Annotated in this window: 11 protein-coding genes and 1 tRNA gene; 7 read left to right on the top strand and 5 right to left on the bottom strand. The window is 65.8% G+C overall.

Going from position 1 to position 17,081, the window contains the following annotated elements:
* The first annotated feature begins 56 nt into the window (after positions 1-56).
* Positions 57-2,420, top strand: a complete 2,364-nt coding sequence (locus Q4F91_RS05540; protein ID WP_303335412.1) for a hypothetical protein — start codon at positions 57-59, stop codon at positions 2,418-2,420.
* 126 nt (positions 2,421-2,546) lie between these two features.
* On the opposite strand, the gene Q4F91_RS05535 is transcribed toward Q4F91_RS05540, so the two are convergent.
* The gene (locus Q4F91_RS05535) at positions 2,547-4,817 is read right to left on the bottom strand and encodes a cation:proton antiporter (RefSeq protein ID WP_303335410.1); all 2,271 of its coding nucleotides are present in this window, start codon (positions 4,815-4,817) and stop codon (positions 2,547-2,549) included.
* Positions 4,818-5,269: 452 nt separating this feature from the next.
* Here Q4F91_RS05535 and Q4F91_RS05530 point away from each other — a divergent pair, with 452 nt between their 5' ends.
* From Q4F91_RS05530 to Q4F91_RS05520, 3 genes are read left to right on the top strand one after another with little or no spacing between them, the layout of a single operon-like run.
* Complete coding sequence (locus tag Q4F91_RS05530; protein ID WP_303335407.1) at positions 5,270-6,412, top strand: glycosyltransferase family 2 protein; 1,143 nt, start codon at positions 5,270-5,272, stop codon at positions 6,410-6,412.
* A gap of 41 nt (positions 6,413-6,453) precedes the next feature.
* The gene (locus Q4F91_RS05525; RefSeq protein ID WP_303335404.1) at positions 6,454-7,503 is read left to right on the top strand and encodes a hypothetical protein; all 1,050 of its coding nucleotides are present in this window, start codon (positions 6,454-6,456) and stop codon (positions 7,501-7,503) included.
* Positions 7,500-8,132: a hypothetical protein gene (locus Q4F91_RS05520; protein ID WP_303335402.1), complete on the top strand. Its 633-nt coding sequence runs from the start codon at positions 7,500-7,502 to the stop codon at positions 8,130-8,132. The genes Q4F91_RS05525 and Q4F91_RS05520 overlap by 4 nt, the downstream gene beginning before the upstream one ends.
* Positions 8,133-8,193: 61 nt before the next feature.
* Here Q4F91_RS05520 and Q4F91_RS05515 read toward each other — a convergent pair whose 3' ends face one another.
* The gene (locus Q4F91_RS05515; protein ID WP_303335400.1) at positions 8,194-10,110 is read right to left on the bottom strand and encodes an NAD(+) synthase; all 1,917 of its coding nucleotides are present in this window, start codon (positions 10,108-10,110) and stop codon (positions 8,194-8,196) included.
* A 213-nt stretch (positions 10,111-10,323) separates the two neighbouring features.
* Between Q4F91_RS05515 and Q4F91_RS05510 the strand changes: the two genes are divergently transcribed.
* Positions 10,324-11,754, top strand: coding sequence for a C69 family dipeptidase (locus tag Q4F91_RS05510; protein WP_303335398.1), 1,431 nt, complete (start codon positions 10,324-10,326; stop codon positions 11,752-11,754).
* 91 nt (positions 11,755-11,845) lie between these two features.
* Here the strand turns inward: Q4F91_RS05510 and Q4F91_RS05505 are convergent, their stop codons facing one another.
* On the bottom strand, positions 11,846-12,751 hold the full coding sequence (locus tag Q4F91_RS05505; protein WP_303335395.1) for a radical SAM protein: 906 nt from the start codon (positions 12,749-12,751) through the stop codon (positions 11,846-11,848).
* Positions 12,752-13,038: 287 nt separating this feature from the next.
* Positions 13,039-13,114, bottom strand: a tRNA-His gene (locus Q4F91_RS05500).
* A 657-nt stretch (positions 13,115-13,771) separates the two neighbouring features.
* Here Q4F91_RS05500 and larA point away from each other — a divergent pair.
* Positions 13,772-15,121, top strand: a complete 1,350-nt coding sequence (larA, locus tag Q4F91_RS05495; protein ID WP_303335392.1) for a nickel-dependent lactate racemase — start codon at positions 13,772-13,774, stop codon at positions 15,119-15,121.
* A 243-nt stretch (positions 15,122-15,364) separates the two neighbouring features.
* Complete coding sequence (locus Q4F91_RS05490; protein WP_303335390.1) at positions 15,365-16,246, top strand: hypothetical protein; 882 nt, start codon at positions 15,365-15,367, stop codon at positions 16,244-16,246.
* A gap of 278 nt (positions 16,247-16,524) precedes the next feature.
* Here Q4F91_RS05490 and Q4F91_RS05485 read toward each other — a convergent pair.
* Positions 16,525-17,081, bottom strand: a 557-nt coding sequence (locus Q4F91_RS05485) for an energy transducer TonB (RefSeq protein ID WP_303335387.1), incomplete at its 5' end; no start/stop codon positions are given.

Raw genomic sequence — 17,081 nt, 5'->3', positions numbered from 1 at the left:
TCGACATTGCTCATTATCGTAAACTGCAGGAGACATCAACAACCTGGGAGAAGCGCATGGCCGCTCTGAAGACACCCCCTGGCACGGACCTCGGGGAAATCGTGCGCCGCGAGGAGGCAAAGAAAGTTCCGGACAACCATAAGGTTGCTGCGGCAGTCGCCCGCAGGGCGGCTGATAAATCCATCACCCTTGGAGAGATTGCAGAGGAATGCGGACACAGCATCCAGTGGGTCGGATACGCTCTCGACGCGGCGAAGGCGCTTGAGGATCCCATCCTCGGTCCGCGCTTCCGCAGCCGCCAGATTAACAGTCTCCCTGTTGTGGCGGGACTGGTTCTTCTGTGCAGGAAAGCGCCGGATATTGTGAAGGAGGATCTTGAGCAGAAACTCGGCCCCGACGCCGGGAAAATGTTCTGCGAGCCTGTTAACAAGGCACTTTTCAAGTCAGCCGATCTGGACAGGCTCGCCGAGCGAATCCGCGAGGAGCGACCGCGCAGTGCCGGAGGCGCTTTGAAAAAGGGACGCGACTCAACACACCCCCTCACGAACCTCGGGAAAATCATGCGCCGCGAGGCGAAAGAGAAAGTTCCTGACAATTTCAAGATTGCACAGGCGGTCGCTCGTTGCGTGGCCAACGAATTCACCTTTGTGGAGATTGCCGAGGAGTGCCAACGCAACATCCAGTGGGCCGTGCACGCTTTCGACGCGTCAAAGGCGCTTGAGGATCCCATCCTCGGTCCGCGCTTCCGCAGCCGCCAGATCAATGGACTTCCACTTGTAGCGGCGATGGTTCCTCGCTGCAGGAAATATCCTGACCTCGTGAAGGCGGAGCTTGAACGGAAGCTCGGCTCCGACGCAGGAAAACTGTTCTGCATGCCCAATTCACAGACTCTTTTCACTTCAAAGGATCTGAACTGGCTCGACGTGCTGATCCGCAGGGAACAGACACGCCGCGCCGGAGACGCTCCGGAGAATGGTCGAGATTCTCCTTCGGAGGCTTCCCTCAGAGGTCGCCGATATGTCAGTCGACGATGGAGCAGGCAGGAAACCGACGAAGCCGTGGCCCGTCTGTCAGAACTCCTGGACGAAGATGTATTCAGCCATTCCGAGGTCTCGACGCTGATTGTCGAGATCATGAGGGGCGGCACAAGCCAGACGGAACTCGCGCGGTGGCTTGGACAGCCCGTGAACTTCATCAGCAAGGAATACCGCATGTACGAGACAGCCTTCAGCTTCGGCGAGGACTCTGAGCTCGCCAGACGGTTCCGGGCTGATCAGATCTCAAATCCCGGGATTCTGGAGGAACTCGCGAAGCTCTACAGAATCACCCCCGAATACGCCGATGCGGAGATTCGTCGCTTTTTGGATGGGGACGCGGACAATCCGGTCCGCCACAGAATCTCATATATGGATGCCGTCAAGTTTCGCCTCAGGATCGAAAAAAAAGCGAAGGACGGCTCCCTGGATCCACTGCCGAAGGCTGGCGAAGCAAAGCCGCAGAACGACAGGGAGAAGCCTGTCGAGCATACGGCGGGCCTGAGGACCATTGAGATCCCGGAGACCTCCGGTGAAAAGACGTCTGTCCCCCTCATTGACTCGACGCTCCTCAGCCTGGAGGCGTGTCTTGACATTTACTTTGCCCTGTTGAAGAGAAAGAACCTCATTCTTCACGGCGCCGCCGGCGTCGGAAAGACTTATGTCGCCAATCAGCTGTGCCGAGAGATGATCGGCGCGCTGCCTGCGGGAGAGACGCCTGAGAGCCGGATCATGTCCGTGCACGGGAGCGAGCTTGATGACGAGACACTCCGGGGAGACATAATCAGCTTCTGTCGGAAAGCCGCCGTCCCCGGCGACCTCGTGCACATGCTGCTGATCGACGCCGTGAGCCCGCAGCAGCTTCGCCGGGGCCTTGATCCCTGGCTTCATTACCTCGCGGCCGAGCAACGGGGAAAATCCTTCAGACTCCGCAGGAATGAAATTGTCTTTCCGCCGAATCTTTATGTTGTCTGTACCATGAACACTGCGGGGCACCGGTTCGCGTTTGAGATGCCCGGGTATCTGCGTCGTTTCGCCGTGATCGAGATAGAGCCCCAGTTCGAGTCGACCAGATTTCAGGAGTGGGTCCGTTCGCAGAAAAGTCCGGATTTCAACCAGTTCGTAAAGCACCTCGTCAGTCTGAACAAAGAGATCGCAGATGATCCGTCTCTCGGTCGGGACTTCCGCTTCGGGCAGGAGTGGCTTCTGTGTCAGAGCATTCTGGACGATCTGCCTCTCGCCGTCATAACCGGATTCGCTCCGGCGATACGCGATCTCTGGCCCGCCGACCGCTCCCGTGCCGAGGGCTGGATCGAAAAGCTCATGATGGCTACCGAAGGCATCCGCAAGCAGAAACAGACATTGAAGACTCCTTCAGTCACCTAGCCGCGGATCCGGCGCCTTGCAGCCGGGCTGCCAGTTCCTCACTGTGCCGGCGGCACAAAGGACAACGCCGTTCGGGGACCGGATCCCTGAACGGCGTCGTTGTCTTTGAGCGGGATTTCAGCGGGCTCAGGCTTCCGCCTTCTTCTCCTGCTGAGGTTCCTTCACTTCAGGAGCGGCGGGCTTCTCCGCGGGATCGGCCGCGGACTCGGCGAGCGTCTTCACATCCTCGGCCTCGGCGGCCGCGACGGCCTCGGGCGTGACCGGGGTGACGGGCGCTTCAGCAAGCTCCTCGGCGACGGACTTGCCGGCCTCGGCCGTCTGCGGCTGATCGGCAGGGGACTCGGGAGCCGGCGGAACGGCCTGGGCCGCGGCCTCGCTCTCGGCGAGGTCATGGGCGATCGCGTCCTGCGTCCTCGCCACGACCTCCTGCGGGAGCTCCTCGGCGGGCTTCTCCTCGGCGGCCTTGCGCTTCGAGAAGAAGTTGGCGAGACGGCGGATCGGACGGGGCTCGCGCTTCACGGGCTTCGGGGCCTCGGCGCCTTCAGCGCCCTGAGCACCCTCGCCGCCCTCGGCGGCTTCCTGCGATTCAGCAGACTGCTCCCCGGCCTGTTCGGCGGCGGCCTTCTCGGCCTGCGCCTTCTCGGCGCGCTCGGCGGCGGCCTTGCCCTCGGGACCGACCGGAACGCCGATCGTGACGCCCGTCTTGAGCGCGGAGGCGGTCTGGGCGGAGAAGAGGCGGGCGGCGGAGTCAAGGGTCGAGAGGAACGTGACCTTCTCGAGCGTCACCTCGGGCCAGATGCCGATCGAGTCGTCGGCGACGACGATCGGGATCTCGGGCGAGACGTGGCGCGCGGCCTCGGCCGTGCGCAGGCCGTCGGCGCTCGAGTCGAGGAGGACGAGGAGCTTGGCGCGGTGGAGGTGCGCGCTCACCCAGGTCTCATCCTTGGAGGGGTCGCCGAGGATCACGGAGATGCCGCGCTGCGAGAGCTTCTCGGCGACTTCCTCGTCGTCGACGACGGCGACGATCGGCACGCCCGAGTCCTCGAGCGGACGGGCGAAGTGCTCGACCATCCTGGCGCGGCCGGTGACGACGGCCTGGTTGACAAGCTTCTCGGGCGCCGTCTCGGCGGGCAGCACCTCGAAGGGCGCCTCGCGCATGGCGGCCTTGCGGGCCCACTTCCAGCGGCTCGTGAGGGCGCGCGAGATCTTGGGCTCAAGCCAGAAGCCGATCGGGTTGAGCGCGATCGAGAGGATCGAGCCCGCGACCACGAGGTTGACGAGCTTCTCGGTGGCAAGCCCCAGGCCCACGGCCTGGCCGATCAGGATGAAGGAGAATTCGCCGATCTGCGCGAGCGACACGGCGACGATGATCGCGGTGCGCAGCGGATACCGCAGGGCGTTGACGAGCACGAACGCGGCGAGCGACTTGCCGAAGAGGATGACCACGAGAACCGCGAGCACCTCGAGCGGGGCGTCCAAGAGGATGTGCCAGTCAAAGAGCATGCCCACGCCGACGAAGAAGAGCACGGCGAAGGCGTCCTGGAGCGGAATGGACTCGGTGGCGGCGCGGTGCGCGAAGCGGCTCTCGCGCATCACCATGCCGGCGAAGAAGCTGCCGAGCGCGAAGCTCACGTGGAAGATCTCGGCGGCGCCGTAGGCGACGCCCACCGCGCAGGCGAGTACGAAGAGCGTGAAGAGCTCGCGCGAGCCCGTGCGGGCGACCTGCGCCATGGCGCACGGCATCACGCGGCGGCCGACCACGAGCATCACGGCGACGAAGATCGCGGCATTGAGGAGCGTCTGGCCGATCACGAGCCAGATGTCGGCGCCGAGGAGGCGCGAATGCGTGCCCGGCTCGCCCGGGATCATGATGCTCGCGAAGGGCGGCAGCAGAACGAGGATGAGAACGGTCGCGAGGTCCTCGACGATCAGCCAGCCCACGGCGATGCGGCCGTCGGAGCTCGTGAGCTTGCCGCGGACCTCGAGGGCCTTCAGGAGCACCACCGTCGAGGCGCACGAGAGCGAGATGCCGAGCACGATCGACTGCGCCCAGGTGTAGTCAAAGAGATAGTGCGCGCCCAGGGCCCCGAGGAGCGTCGCGCAGAACATCTGCAGCACGGCGCCCGGCACGGCGATTCCCTTCACCGACCAGAGGTCCTTCATCGAGAAGTGCAGGCCGACGCCGAACATCAGCAGCATCACGCCGATTTCGGAGAGCTGGTTCGCGAGCGCGGCGTCCGCGAAGACGCCCGGCGTGTACTTGCCCGCGGCGATGCCGGCGAGCAGGTAGCCGACGAGCGCGGGCGACCGCAGGAATCGCTCGGCGATGAAGCCGAAGACGAGCGCGAGCGAGAAGGCGATGACCAGGGTCGAGATGAGGGGGAGAGAGTGTTCCATTGCCTTGTTGTGGTCAGGAGTGAAGCGTCTCGGGGAGGTGTCTTCCGGATGAGGTCTTCCGAAAGGCACGTTTCCGCTCCGGCAAAGGTGGCGGTCAACCCGAAATTATACCTGCCACACCCGCCTTTCCCCGGGGTTTTCCGGCCGAAATCGTCACTTCCGGGCGATTTTCCGTGCCTTGTGTCAATCAGGGCTTTCCCGAAAGGGCTGACGGCCCCGGCGGTTTCTTCATGACCCTACGTTTACAGTCCGGGCTTTCAACGGACGAACGATCCGCGCCGTCGCCCCCGGGAACACCCCGCGGGGGCCCTCGGCGCGGAAGCACGGCGCTGAAGGAGCGGGGAAGCCGCGCCGGATTGCGGCGTAATGCGGCGGATTGCGGCCCCGTCATCTCCCCGCGTGGGTAGAATGAGATCATTCGCATTCTCGCGGTGGATCCAAGCAGAACCCAAATGTCCGAGTCCCAGGAAGACAAGCCCAGGCCGGCGGCGGCCGAGGCCGCCGTCAGCACCGAAAAGAACGCCGGGGCACAGCCCGCCCGCGGGCCCGATGCCGCAGGCACCGTCAGGGCCGCGCGGTCCGGCATCCGTGCGCCCCAGGCGCCCAAGGCCGGGAGCCGCATCTGCGCGATCGTGCCGGTCTACGACCAGCCCGCGAAACTGCCCGACGTGGTCACGGGCCTGAGGCAGCTCGGGCTCCCGGTGCTCATCGTCGACGACGGCTCCCACGAGGAGACGCGTCAGGTCTGCGACCGCCTCGCCGCCCCGGGCGTCAAGGTGATCCATCACCAGAAAAACCAGGGCAAGGGCGGCGCGGTGATGACGGGCCTCGGGGCCGCGGCGCGCGCCGGATTCACGCATGCGCTGCAGGTCGACGCCGACGGGCAGATCGACCTCTCGGTGCTCCCGACGCTCATGCGCCTCTCGCAGAAATTCCCCGCCGCGCTCATCTGCGGCTATCCGCGCTACGACGCCTCGGCGCCGCTCTCGCGCCGCATGGGCCGCAAGCTCACGAACTTCTGGTGCGCAGTGAATTCGCTCTCGCTCTCGTTCGAGGACGCGATGTGCGGCCTGCGCGTCTATCCGCTCGAGTCCGCCGTCTCGGTCTGCGAGAACGCGCGGCTCGGCCGCAGGATGGACTTCGACCCCGAGATTCTCGTGCGCCTGCTCTGGGCGGGCGTGCGCGTGAAGAACGTGCCCGTCGCCGTCACCTACCCGAAGGACGGCGTGAGCCACTTCAGGCCTTTGGGGGACAACGTCCGCATCAGCTGGATGCACACGAAGCTCTTCCTCCAGATGGTGACCCGCATGCCGATCATCATCTGGTCGCGCATCGTCGGCTGGTCGCCCGAATGCAAGAACCCGGAGGAGAAGACCGTGAAGCCCGCGCAGAAGACGCCGGGTCCGGTGATGCCCGGGAAACCCGTGCCGAACCCCGCCCAGCGCGCCGCCGCAGCGGCCGCGGCCGGTGCCGCGGATCCGGAGCGCGCGGAGAGAGCCGAGCGCGCGATGCACGCCGCTCAGGTCGCGCAGGCCTCCGCCGACCGCGCCCGCAGCGCGGCCGAAGGCTCGGCGACGGCGAAGACCGGCGTCTGAGCCTCTCCGGGCATTGTTTCCCCCTCCCTCACACAGGCCCGATGACTCAGAACCCCACGCCTCCGCAGACGGAAAAGACGACGGAAAAGGCCCCCGGAAAGGAAGACCTCAAGTCCGAGCAGCCCGCGAACGCCTCCCGCGCCGAATGGCCGGGGATCGCCGAGTGCACGAGCACGCTCGGGATCCGCATCCTGCTCTTGCTCACCCGCATCGGGGGCGACTGGATCCTGCGCCCGGCGCTCCTCCCCGTGCTCGCCGTCTACTGGCTCACCAATCCGCGTCTGCGCGCGGCGGTCTCCGCCTACCAGATCCGGGCGGACCGGAAGTCGGGGCTCTTCGCCGCGCTGGGCGTGAAGGGGCCCGGGTTCTGGACGGGTCTGATGCAGCTCGAGCGCTTCGCGCTCGCGATCCGCGAGAAGTTCTCGGCGCTCGCGGGCGTCAATCCCGCCGGGCTCGTCGTGGAGAACGACGGCATGTTCCGCGCGGACCCGCCCGCGCAGGGCGCGGTGATCCTCACCTCGCACACGGGCTGCCAGGAGCTCCTGATGACGACCGCCGGCGGCTTCACCGAGCACGAGATCGTGATCCTGCAGCACACGGCGCACGCGCGGAAGTTCAACGAACTCCTCGGGCGCGCCGGCGCGAAGCCCGCCAAGGCTCTGTTCTTCGAGATCGGCGAGGCGCTCTCGCCCGCCCTCGTGATGGAGCTCTCCGAACACGCATCCCGGGGCGCCTACATCATCCTCGCCGGCGACCGCGTGCCGATGGGCTCGGACGCCGCGGCACCCTGCCCCTTCCTCGGCGACCCGGCGCGCTTTCCGACCGGAGGGGCGCTGATCGCGCTGCTCCTCGGGATTCCTCTGCGCATGATGGTGTGCACGAGGCCCACAGTTTCGAAACGCGAGTTCCACGTCCGCTTTGACTCGCTCTGCGAAGCTCCGCCCAGGGCCCGGCGCGGCGCGCGCGAAAAGTGGCTCGCGGAGATGGCCGCGCTCTATGCCGCGAACCTCGAGCGGGCGCTCACCCGCACGCCCCTGAGCCCCCTCGACTGGGCCAATTTCTTTGATTTCTGGGAAGAACAAAAAAAGTGATCCACCGCATCAACGCTGCCGCGGGCGCCATTGCCCTTCTCCTCTGCCTCCCTCTGACGAATCCGGTTTCGGCGGCGCCCGCCGGTGCGGTGACGGCGGAGGCGGACCTTCCCGCCGTCTCGGCCGGGAAGCTCGCGGAGATCCTGAAGCCCCTCGAGGCCAAGGCTCTCTCCGGGCGCTTTGAGGAGCGGAAGACCATCCCCGGCTTTCCGAAGCCCATGGTGACGACGGGGCGCTTCTCGCTTGAGGGCAGCACCCTCGTCTGGGAGGCCGAGAACCCGTTCCCGTCAAAGATGACCATCTCGCCCGAGGGGGTGGTGACCGAGGCCGCGGGCGAGAAGCAGGTGCTCTCCGCCGCGGACATCCCGGCGGTGGGACGCGTCTCCGAGCTTCTGACCGGCGTGCTGGCCGGGCGCTTTGAGGCGCTCTCCGACCTCTTCGAGATCCGCGCGGCGAAGGCCGGCGACGGAAAGGTGACGATCTCGGCGAAGCCCAGGCCCAAGGAGCTCGCCGGGTTCATGAGCGAGGTGCGGGCGACGGGCGTGACGTACTTCGAGGAGATTCACCTCAGGTCCCCGCGGGGCGAGGACACGCAGATCACGTTCACGGACGTGGTGTCGCAGCGCTGACACTGAAGCGAAGGAATGCGGTGACGGAGGCCTGTTTCAGCCTCCGTCCGCCGGGCATTTGTCAGCCCTCGATCGCCCTCATGTCGGACGGCAGCCTCAGATCCCCGCGCGGGGAGAGCGCCACCGAGCCGATCTTCGGACCGTCGGGCATGGAGCTGCGCTTGTACTGCTGCTGATAGAAGCGCCGGAAGAAGGTCGCGGCCGTGCGCTCGATCTCCGCGGGATCGGTCGCGGGGAAGGCGATCTTCGCGAGCCTGACGATCTTCTCCTTCGCATAGCCGAAGCGCATCATGTGGAAGAGGAAGAAGTCGTGGAGCACGTAGGAGCCGATCGTGCTCTCTGTCGACTGAATGCGGCCGGAGGCGTCGGGCGGCAGGAGCTCGGGACTGATCTCAGTCGAGACGATCACGTCGAGCACGTCCTTGAGCTCGGGATGAATGAGTCCCATCGTGGAGACGAGGTGCTTCACGAGCGTCTTCGGCACGCCGGCGTTGACGGCGTACATCGACATGTGGTCGCCGTTGAAGGTGGCCCAGCCGAGCGCGAGCTCGCTCATGTCCGAGGTGCCGATGACGATCGCCTGGGAGGCGTTCGCGACGTCCATCAGGATCTGGGTGCGCTCGCGGGCCTGCACGTTCTCGAAGACCACGTCGTACTTGTCCTTCGGGTGCCCGATGTCGGCGAAGTGCTGGCGGCAGGCCGGGCGGATGTCGATCTCGCGCTGGGTGATGCCGAGCGCGGTCATCAGCGTCCGGGCGCTCTCCTTCGTGCGCGCCGAGGTGCCGAAGCCCGGCATCGAGATGCCGATGATGTCGGACCGCGGACGGCCGAGCGTGTCGAAGGCCTCGCAGATCGCAAGCAGCGCGAGCGTGCTGTCAAGGCCCCCCGAGATGCCGATCACGACGCGCGGGATGCCCGTGCCGGTGAGGCGCCCGACGAGGCCGGCGGCCTGCATGCCGAGAATTTCCTTGCAGCGCTCGGTTCTGCGGGCGTCGTCCTTCGGCACGAAGGGCGTGGATTCCACAGTTGCGGGCCAGAGCGGTTCGCCCGTGACCGCCGGGGTGGGACCGGCCGGAACGCGGCGGATGTTCGTGAGGTCGGACGGCGCGAAGCCCTTTGATTCGGTGCGCGTGCGGATGCGCTCGAGCTCGATCTTCTCGAGGTCGCAGGTGACGGTGATGAGGCCGGGCTTCCACATCGACTCGGCGGCGATGCGGCTGCCGACGGCGATCATCAGGTGACCGCTGAAGACGAGGTCCGTGGTGCTCTCGCCCGGGCCCGACGAGGCGTAGGCGTAGACGCCGAGCGTGCGGCCCGAGGCCACGCAGGCGAGAGACCGGCGCTTCCTCGACTTGCCCGCGGTTTCGTTCGAGGCCGAGAGGTTGACGAGCACGTTGGCGCCGGCGGCGGCGAGCCGCGCGTGGGGCGAAACGCCCACCCAGAGGTCCTCGCAGATCTCGGCGCCGACGCGCAGCCCGCTCGGGCTCTCGACGATGATGTCGGTGCCGAAGGGTACCGTCTGCCCGTTGATCTCGACCATGTCACGGATGCGGTCGGACTCGGTCGAGAACCAGCGCTCCTCGTAGTACTCGTGGTAGTTGGGCAGATAACTCTTCGGCACGCAGGCGAGAATGCGCCCGTCCTGAATGTAGAGCGCGCAGTTGAAGAGCTTCCCCTCGGCGGCGACGGGGGCGCCGAGAACGACGATCATGCCGGGGGCGGTCTTCGCCGTGGCCTTGAGCACCGTGTCGAGCGCCTCGGGAACCCGGGAGAGCAGCGCCGAGCGCACGAAGAGGTCGCCGCAGGTGTAGCCGGTGAGCGCGAGCTCAGGGAGAATGAGTAGGTCCGTGCGCGCGGCGACGGCCTTTTCGAGCATGCCGACGATCTCGTCCGCGTTCCTCGCGGGTTCTCCGACGTGCGTCTGAAAGCACGCCGAGGAGATGTTCACAAAGCCGGTTTCGTTCACTCCGATGCGCATCGCGTCTCCACAGTCTTTCTAGGCGGGGACCGGGAAAAGTCTGTCATTCCCCGCCGCTCACGCGATTTTAGCCGCCGAAAGCAACTGTTACTTCCCCCTAAGGCGTTCTCCCTACCGAGCGGATACACTTTCGGACAATGCGCCGCCCCGCCGTGGACTTCCGTTCCCGGGGCGGACGCCCGCCACCAGTTCAGAACAAGGAGTGAGAACCCGATGTGCACCAGTCTCGTAGCCGCTGAGAAGGCAACCGCCGACGGCTCCTTCATCGTCACCCGCAGCGCGGACAGCGCCGCGATCAAGGCCCAGCATTTCATCATCCACCCGGCGAAGGAGAACCAGTCGGGCGAGTGGAGCACGCGCGCCCACCAGGGCGTCAATGACTTCACCTGGCCGCTCCCCAAGCAGTCGCTCCGCTACACGACGATCCCCTTCTGGAAGACGGGCGTGCACGGCGCCGCGGGCTTCAACGAGGCGGGCCTCGGCGTCACGGGCACCGAGTCGATCTTCGCCTCCGAGGAGGCTCTGGCCGTCGACCCCTATGTGAAGGAGACCGGCGTCACCGAGGACGACATCGCCGACGTGATCCTTTCTGAGTGCCGCACCGCCCGCGAGGGCGTGCTGCTCCTCGGCCGCATCATCGAGGAGAAGGGCGCGGGCGAGGGCTTCGGCGTCGCCTTCGTCGACACGACCGACGTCTGGTACCTCGAGACGGGCTCGGGCCACCAGTGGTTCGCGCGCCGCATCCCCGCCGAGCACTACTTCGCGAGCGGCAACCAGGGGCGCTTCGGCGAATACGACCCCGATGATCCCTCGATGCTCGCGTCGAAATCGCTCGTGTCGTTTGCGGCCGAGAAGGGTCTCTACAACCCCGACCGCGACGGCGTCTTCAATTTCTCGCGCGCCTACACCCGCGACGACTCCCGTGACCGCACCTACAACGACCCGCGCGTGTGGGTGATGCAGAAGCGCTTCAACCCCTCGCTCGTCCAGGCCCCGGACGCCGGCCGCACCTTCCCGGTGACGCTCGCCCCCGAGAAGAAGGTGACGGTGGCCGACGCCCGCGCCGTGATGCGCGAGCACTACGAGGGCACCGAGCACGACCCGTACGGCCACGGCCTTCGCGGTGACGAGCCCTGGCGCTCGATCAGCGTCTTCCGCACGTACGAGGCGCATGTGCTCCACGTCCGTCCGTGGCTCCCGAAGGAGATCGGCGAGGTGCTCCATGTCGCCATGGGCATGGCCGACCTCTCGGTGTTCCTGCCCTTCTACGCCGGTCTCTCGCGCGTGCCGGAGTCCTGGACCAAGGGCACCGACCAGGGCGAGGCCGACTCGGCCTACTGGAAGTTCCGCCGCGTGCAGACCCTCGCCATGACGGACTACCCGAAGCTCGCCCCGATCGTGAAGGAGGCCTATGCCGCCTACGAGGCGAAGACCGACGCCGAGGCGCCGGCGATGGAGGCCGAGTACCTTGACCTCATCGGCAAGGACGCGGCCGCCGCTCAGAAGGTGCTCGACGACTGGAACCTCCGCGTCATCACCGAGGCCGAGGAACTGGCTGAGAAGCTCCTCGCGAAGCTCTTCGTGATCCGCACCGCGGACATCGAGGCGCTGGTTCCGGGCAAGAACCGCAAGAACAAGGACTGAAGAGAGTCCCCGACTGAACTCGGTCTCTGAAGAAGAGAAGGGAGCCTCGCGCGGGATGCGCCGGCTCCCTTCTCTTTTACGTGCTCCCGGGTCAGTCCTTCAGGAGCACGTGGTCGCCGTTGAAGTTCGGGATGAACTTCTCTTCGTTCGTCTTCCCGACCTGCATGAAGCCGTTCTTCACACCGATCTCGTTGGCGTGGCGCACGACCTTCTGATACTCGAGCGTCGTGAGCGGCCGGTTGATCTCCGGGTGCCGGCAGGCCTTGAAGATCGGCATGTACTGGTTCATGACCGAGATGTAGATGTTGTCGCCGAACCGGCCGTGGAGCCAGTCGAGGCACTTGCAGCTGTCGCGCCACTGCCAGGGGAGGACGAGGTGGCGCACGATCATGCCGCGCTTCATGAGGCCGTCGTCGCCGATCACCGCGGGCCCGACCATGTCGAACATGCATTCGATCGCGGCGGAAGCGAACTCGAAGTAGTGCGGCACGCCCGAGTACTTTTCGCCGAGCCGGCTGTCAAAGTACTTGAGGTCCGGGATGAAGATATCGACGAGACCCTCGAAGGTGCGCAGCGTCTCGGGAAGTTCGTAGCCGTTCGAGTTCCAGACGACGGGGAGCGCGAGCCCCCTGGCCTTCGCCTCGATGAGGGCCTCCTTGATCTGGCGGGAGTAGTGGCCGGGGGTGACGAGCTCGATGCAGGTGGCGCCCCGCGCGGCCTGCTCGAGAAAGATTTCGGTGAGGCGCTCCGTGCTCACCGTGAGGCCCTTCCCCCCGGCGCTGATCTCGTAGTTCTGGCAGAAGCAGCACCGCAGGTTGCAGTGCGAGAAGAAAATCGTCCCCGCGCCGTTCTTTCCCGAGATGCAGGGCTCCTCCCAGGCGTGAAGACTCACGAGTGCGATTTCCACGTCGTCCGTGGCGCGGCAGATGCTGCGTTTGCGGCCGGCTGGGGTGGAACGGTCGGTGTTGCAGCGGCGGGGGCAGAGATTGCAGATCATGGTGAGGAGGGTCCCGGGGCCGGGGAAATGAGTGGGCCGCCGAAAATTCTAGACCTCTCACCCGGAGAACTCCGGGTGCACCGGGCCGGGTGCACCAGGAGCCGCAGTTCCCGCCGGATGGGGAGGGATCTCGCGGCTGGTGTGCCCTGAAGGGGAACGTCGCGGATCCCGGGATACCCTGAGGGCTCGGAATCGAGATCTCCGAGGAAAATCAGAGAATTGCGATTTCTGCAGACAACAAAAAACCTCCCGGCTTCATCAACCAAGAGGCTCTTCGAGAAGTTGGATGGGGTGGGAGATGGGACTCGAACCCACGACAACCGGAATCACAATCCGGGACTCTACCAACTGAGCTACACCCACCATCCAATTTTTCTCACTTCGTCCGGCGTCCTTGCGGGCGTCTCGCGTCGTGAGGAGTGGAATTTTACATGATGCGCGATCGTTGTCAAGAGCCCTCCGGCAAATTTTCCTCCCGAGCCACTTCGCCTGCTGGACGTCCTGCGGGAGTGACGCTCCCCCGGGTCCTGCTTTCCGGTTCGCCTTGTCGCCGGTGTGAGTGCCATCTCCGACCCCGCACCATCGCGGTGCCCTGAGGCGCGTGAAAACGCCCGAAAAGAGGCGCGCAGGCGCGAGCCCGGCCCCCTGCTCTTCTATAATGCGGGCGCAGTCACGGACCGCCGCGGGATTCACCGCGCCCGGCCGCTGCTCAGCCACAGGCCTCTTTTTCGAAGAGTCACGACACCGCCATCCTTCAGCGCGGAGCGCCCGGGCATGACCACGCCCGGGTCCGGACCGGAGCCACCGGCTCGCTGCGTTCCTTTTGGGAACGCACGCTGTCCCGTTCCCCAGCTCGCCGGCGCGGATGGTGTGAAAAAGAATCGTGCACGAGGAGGACCCGTGGATGGCGGCGCCGGAAGAGAAGCGCGTCTCCGCCCTCGTGAACCGCACAAGAATCTGACGGCCGTGCCTCCGGGCCCGGACGTCTTCACCCAGAAAAGAGAAAGAGAGAACCGCAGCATGGCTCTGACCACGTATGACTTCGCGTACGGCAGCACGCGCAAGACCTTTGACTTCGAGAGCGACGACATCCTGAAGGTTGTCCGCACGGAACCGTGTGAACTCATGGACGACGTGAAGGCCAAGACCCTCGAGGCCCTCTACCATCCGATCGGCCTGCCCCCGATCAACGAGATCGTCAAGCCCGGCGACACCGTCGCCTTCATCTGCAACGACCCGACCCGCATCGCCAACAGCGAGATCTTCATGCCGATCCTCGTCGACGAGATGAACAAGCTCGGCGTTCCCGACGAGAACATGCGCATCGTCTTCGCGCTCGGCACGCACCGCGCGATGACCCAGGAGGAGATGGAGAAGGAGGTGAGCCCCGAGGTGGCCCGCCGCATCGCCATGCACAACTCCATCGCCACGAACGCCGACGACTTCCAGTACTTCGGCGACACCTCCTTCGGCACGCCGGTCTGGATCAACAAGCTTCTGTGCGACGTCGACCACGTGTTCCTCACGGGCACGATCGTCCACCACTACTTCTCGGGCTACGGCGGCGGCCGCAAGGCCGTTCTCCCGGGCTGCGCCGCGATGGAGACCGTCCGCTGCAACCACAGCCACATGCTCTCCGACGAAGCTGGCCTCGGCCGCATGGAGGGCAACCCCTGCTACGACGACCAGATGGAAGGCGTCGCGCTCTTCGCCAAGGGCCGCTCCCTCTTCCTCTTCAACGCCATCCTCAACGCCAAGCATGAGTTCCTGCGCATCTTCGCGGGCGACTACATCAAGGCCCACAAGGAAGCCTGCAAGTTCGTCGACCGCGTCTACGGCTGCGTGATCCCGCGCGAGGCCGATCTCGTCATCGCCTCCTGCGGCGGCTACCCGAAGGACATCAACGTCTATCAGATGCAGAAGACGATGGACAACGCCGCCTGCGCCGTGCGCAAGGGCGGTGTGGTGATCCTGCTCGCCGAGTGCATCGAGGGCTCGGGCTCCGCGAAGCTCGAGGAGACGTTCCGCCGCCTCACGACCCCCGAGGCGATCAAGGCCGACCTCGAGGCGAACTTCCAGATCGGCGCCAACAAGGCGTACGCCATCACCCGCCCGATCGGCAAGGCCCGCTTCATCCTCGTCACGGCGCTGAACCGTGACCTCGCGAAGAGCATGCACTTCACCGCGGCCGTCGACACGGTCGAGGAAGCCATCGCCATCGCGAAGCAGTACGTGGGCGAGCACCCCGCCACGATCCTCATGCCCGAGGGGTCGCTGACCGTCCCGCGCGTCGAGGAGCCCGCGAAGTGCTGCTGCGGCGGCGAAGGCCACCACGAGCACCACGAGGGTCACTGCTGCGGCGGTCACTGAGACTGAGTGCAGTCATTCAGCCTGAAAGCTGAATGATCCTTTGAGGCGCCCGGAGTTCTTCAATGAGCTCCGGGCGCCTCGTCGTTTTCAGGTAATACCTCAGCCGCGGGCGACACTTGAGCGAATCCGACAGCAATCCGGGAATTTTCGTCTGCGGGCGCGCACTATGATCCAAGCGACCAAGTCTTCACGGGGCGCCTCGCCCCCGCTTCAATCCACCCCGAGACCCCGAGAAAAAACAAAATGACCGACGCCACTGATCCGACCACCCGCGCACTGCTTGAATTCCCCGAGATCCAGGCGCTCCGACGCGTGCTCACCGAGATCGCCCCGCAGGGCGAGATCTCGATTGCCTACTCCGGGGGCCTCGACAGCCGCTTCCTCGCCTTCACCTCGAGAAAGCTCGGGTTCAATCCGACGCTCCTTCACATCGTGGGCCCGCAGATCGCCGAGGACGAAACGTCGGGCGCCTTGAAGGACGCCCGCGAGCTCGGGATCGAGCCCCTCATCGTGCGCGCCGAGGACCTGAGCCTCGAGGAACTCGCGGCTGCGGGCAACAAGCGCTGCTACGTCTGCAAGCACCACCTCTTCCGCACGCTCATGGCGGTCGCGCGGAACGCCGGCCACACGGGGCCCGTCTGCGACGGCACCAACACCTCCGACCTCGGCGTCTACCGCCCGGGCGTCAAGGCGCTCGAGGAACTCAAGGTCTTCTCGCCCCTCGCGCTCGCCGGGATCTCGAAGCCCCGCATCCGCGAGATCGGACGCGCGGTGGGCTTCCCCAACCCGGAGCAGTCGGCGAGGCCATGCCTGCTCACGCGCTTCCCCTACGGGGCGGTGCCGACCGCGGACCAGCTCACCGCCATCGCCGAGGCCGAGCTCCTGGTCGCCGAGGACCCGTTCGGGCAGCACCTGCGCATGCGCATCCGCATGCCGCACCCGGGCGACACGCAGCTTCACGTGGAGGCCGCGGGCTTCCTCGCTCTGCCCGACCATGACAAGGAGCTCGAGCGCATCGTCGCGACACTCAAAGAAAAGTACGGCGACCGCCTTCCGGGGCTGCGCGCCGAGGTGATGGAGAAGCTCTCCGGTTACTACGACCGCATCGAGATCCGGAAGGCCTGATTCCGGAGGGAAACCCAGACCCGACACAGATGAACCCGGCCCGGTCGCTCGCGAAGCGGTTGGGCCGGTGCTGCATGGGACTGGATGATCGATGTCGCTCAGTCACCAGGAACAAAGAAAAAATCGCCGGACCATCGCATGGTGAGTGCGACAGACCGGCGACCAAGGGGAGCCCGCCCGGAAACACTTCCCTGAGGTGAAGTGCCTCTCTGCGGCGGACGCCCCGGCAAGGGACTCTGAAAGACTCCGAAAACTTTCAGAGAGAGTGTTCAGAGCTCTCAGGGCTGGTTGAGCCTGAACTGGATCGGAAAGCGGAGCCTCACGGTGTTCTTCGGGTGACTCCAGCGGCCCTCGGCGTCGGAGACGGCGCGCAGCGCCGCCTTGTCGAGGAGCGGGTGGCCGGCCGAGCGGTGAATCTTGAGCTCGGTCAAGTCGCCCTTCGGGTTCACGATGAACTGCACGACCGCGGTGCCCTGGATGTTGAACATCCTCGCCTTTCGCGGATAGTGGAGCGCGCGCTCGACGCAGAGCTTCACCTCCGCGAGGAACGGGTCGCTCACCTCGCCGTAGACGAGCGTTGAGATGCCGCCCTCGGCTCCGGCCGTGGGACCGCCCGGGGCCGCGATCGGCGACGGGGCGAGACCCGGAGGCGCCGCGGCGGGCGCGGGCGGACCGATGCGGTGGGGCTTCTCGACGTGCCTCGGACGCTCCTCATGGTGCTTCTTCGGACGGTCGACGGGCTTCTTCTCGTGGCGGGGCTTGACGAACTCCTTCTTCGGGGGCTTCGGCTTGGGAGGCTCGGGCTTCGGCGGTTCAGGCTTGGGCTCGGGCTTCG

Source organism: Sutterella sp., assembly GCF_030539355.1.
In the GTDB taxonomy this organism is placed as follows: Bacteria; Pseudomonadota; Gammaproteobacteria; order Burkholderiales; family Burkholderiaceae_F; genus Sutterella.
The sequence above is the reverse complement of the archived record's forward strand: the minus strand, read 5'-3'. Positions and strand labels throughout refer to the sequence as shown.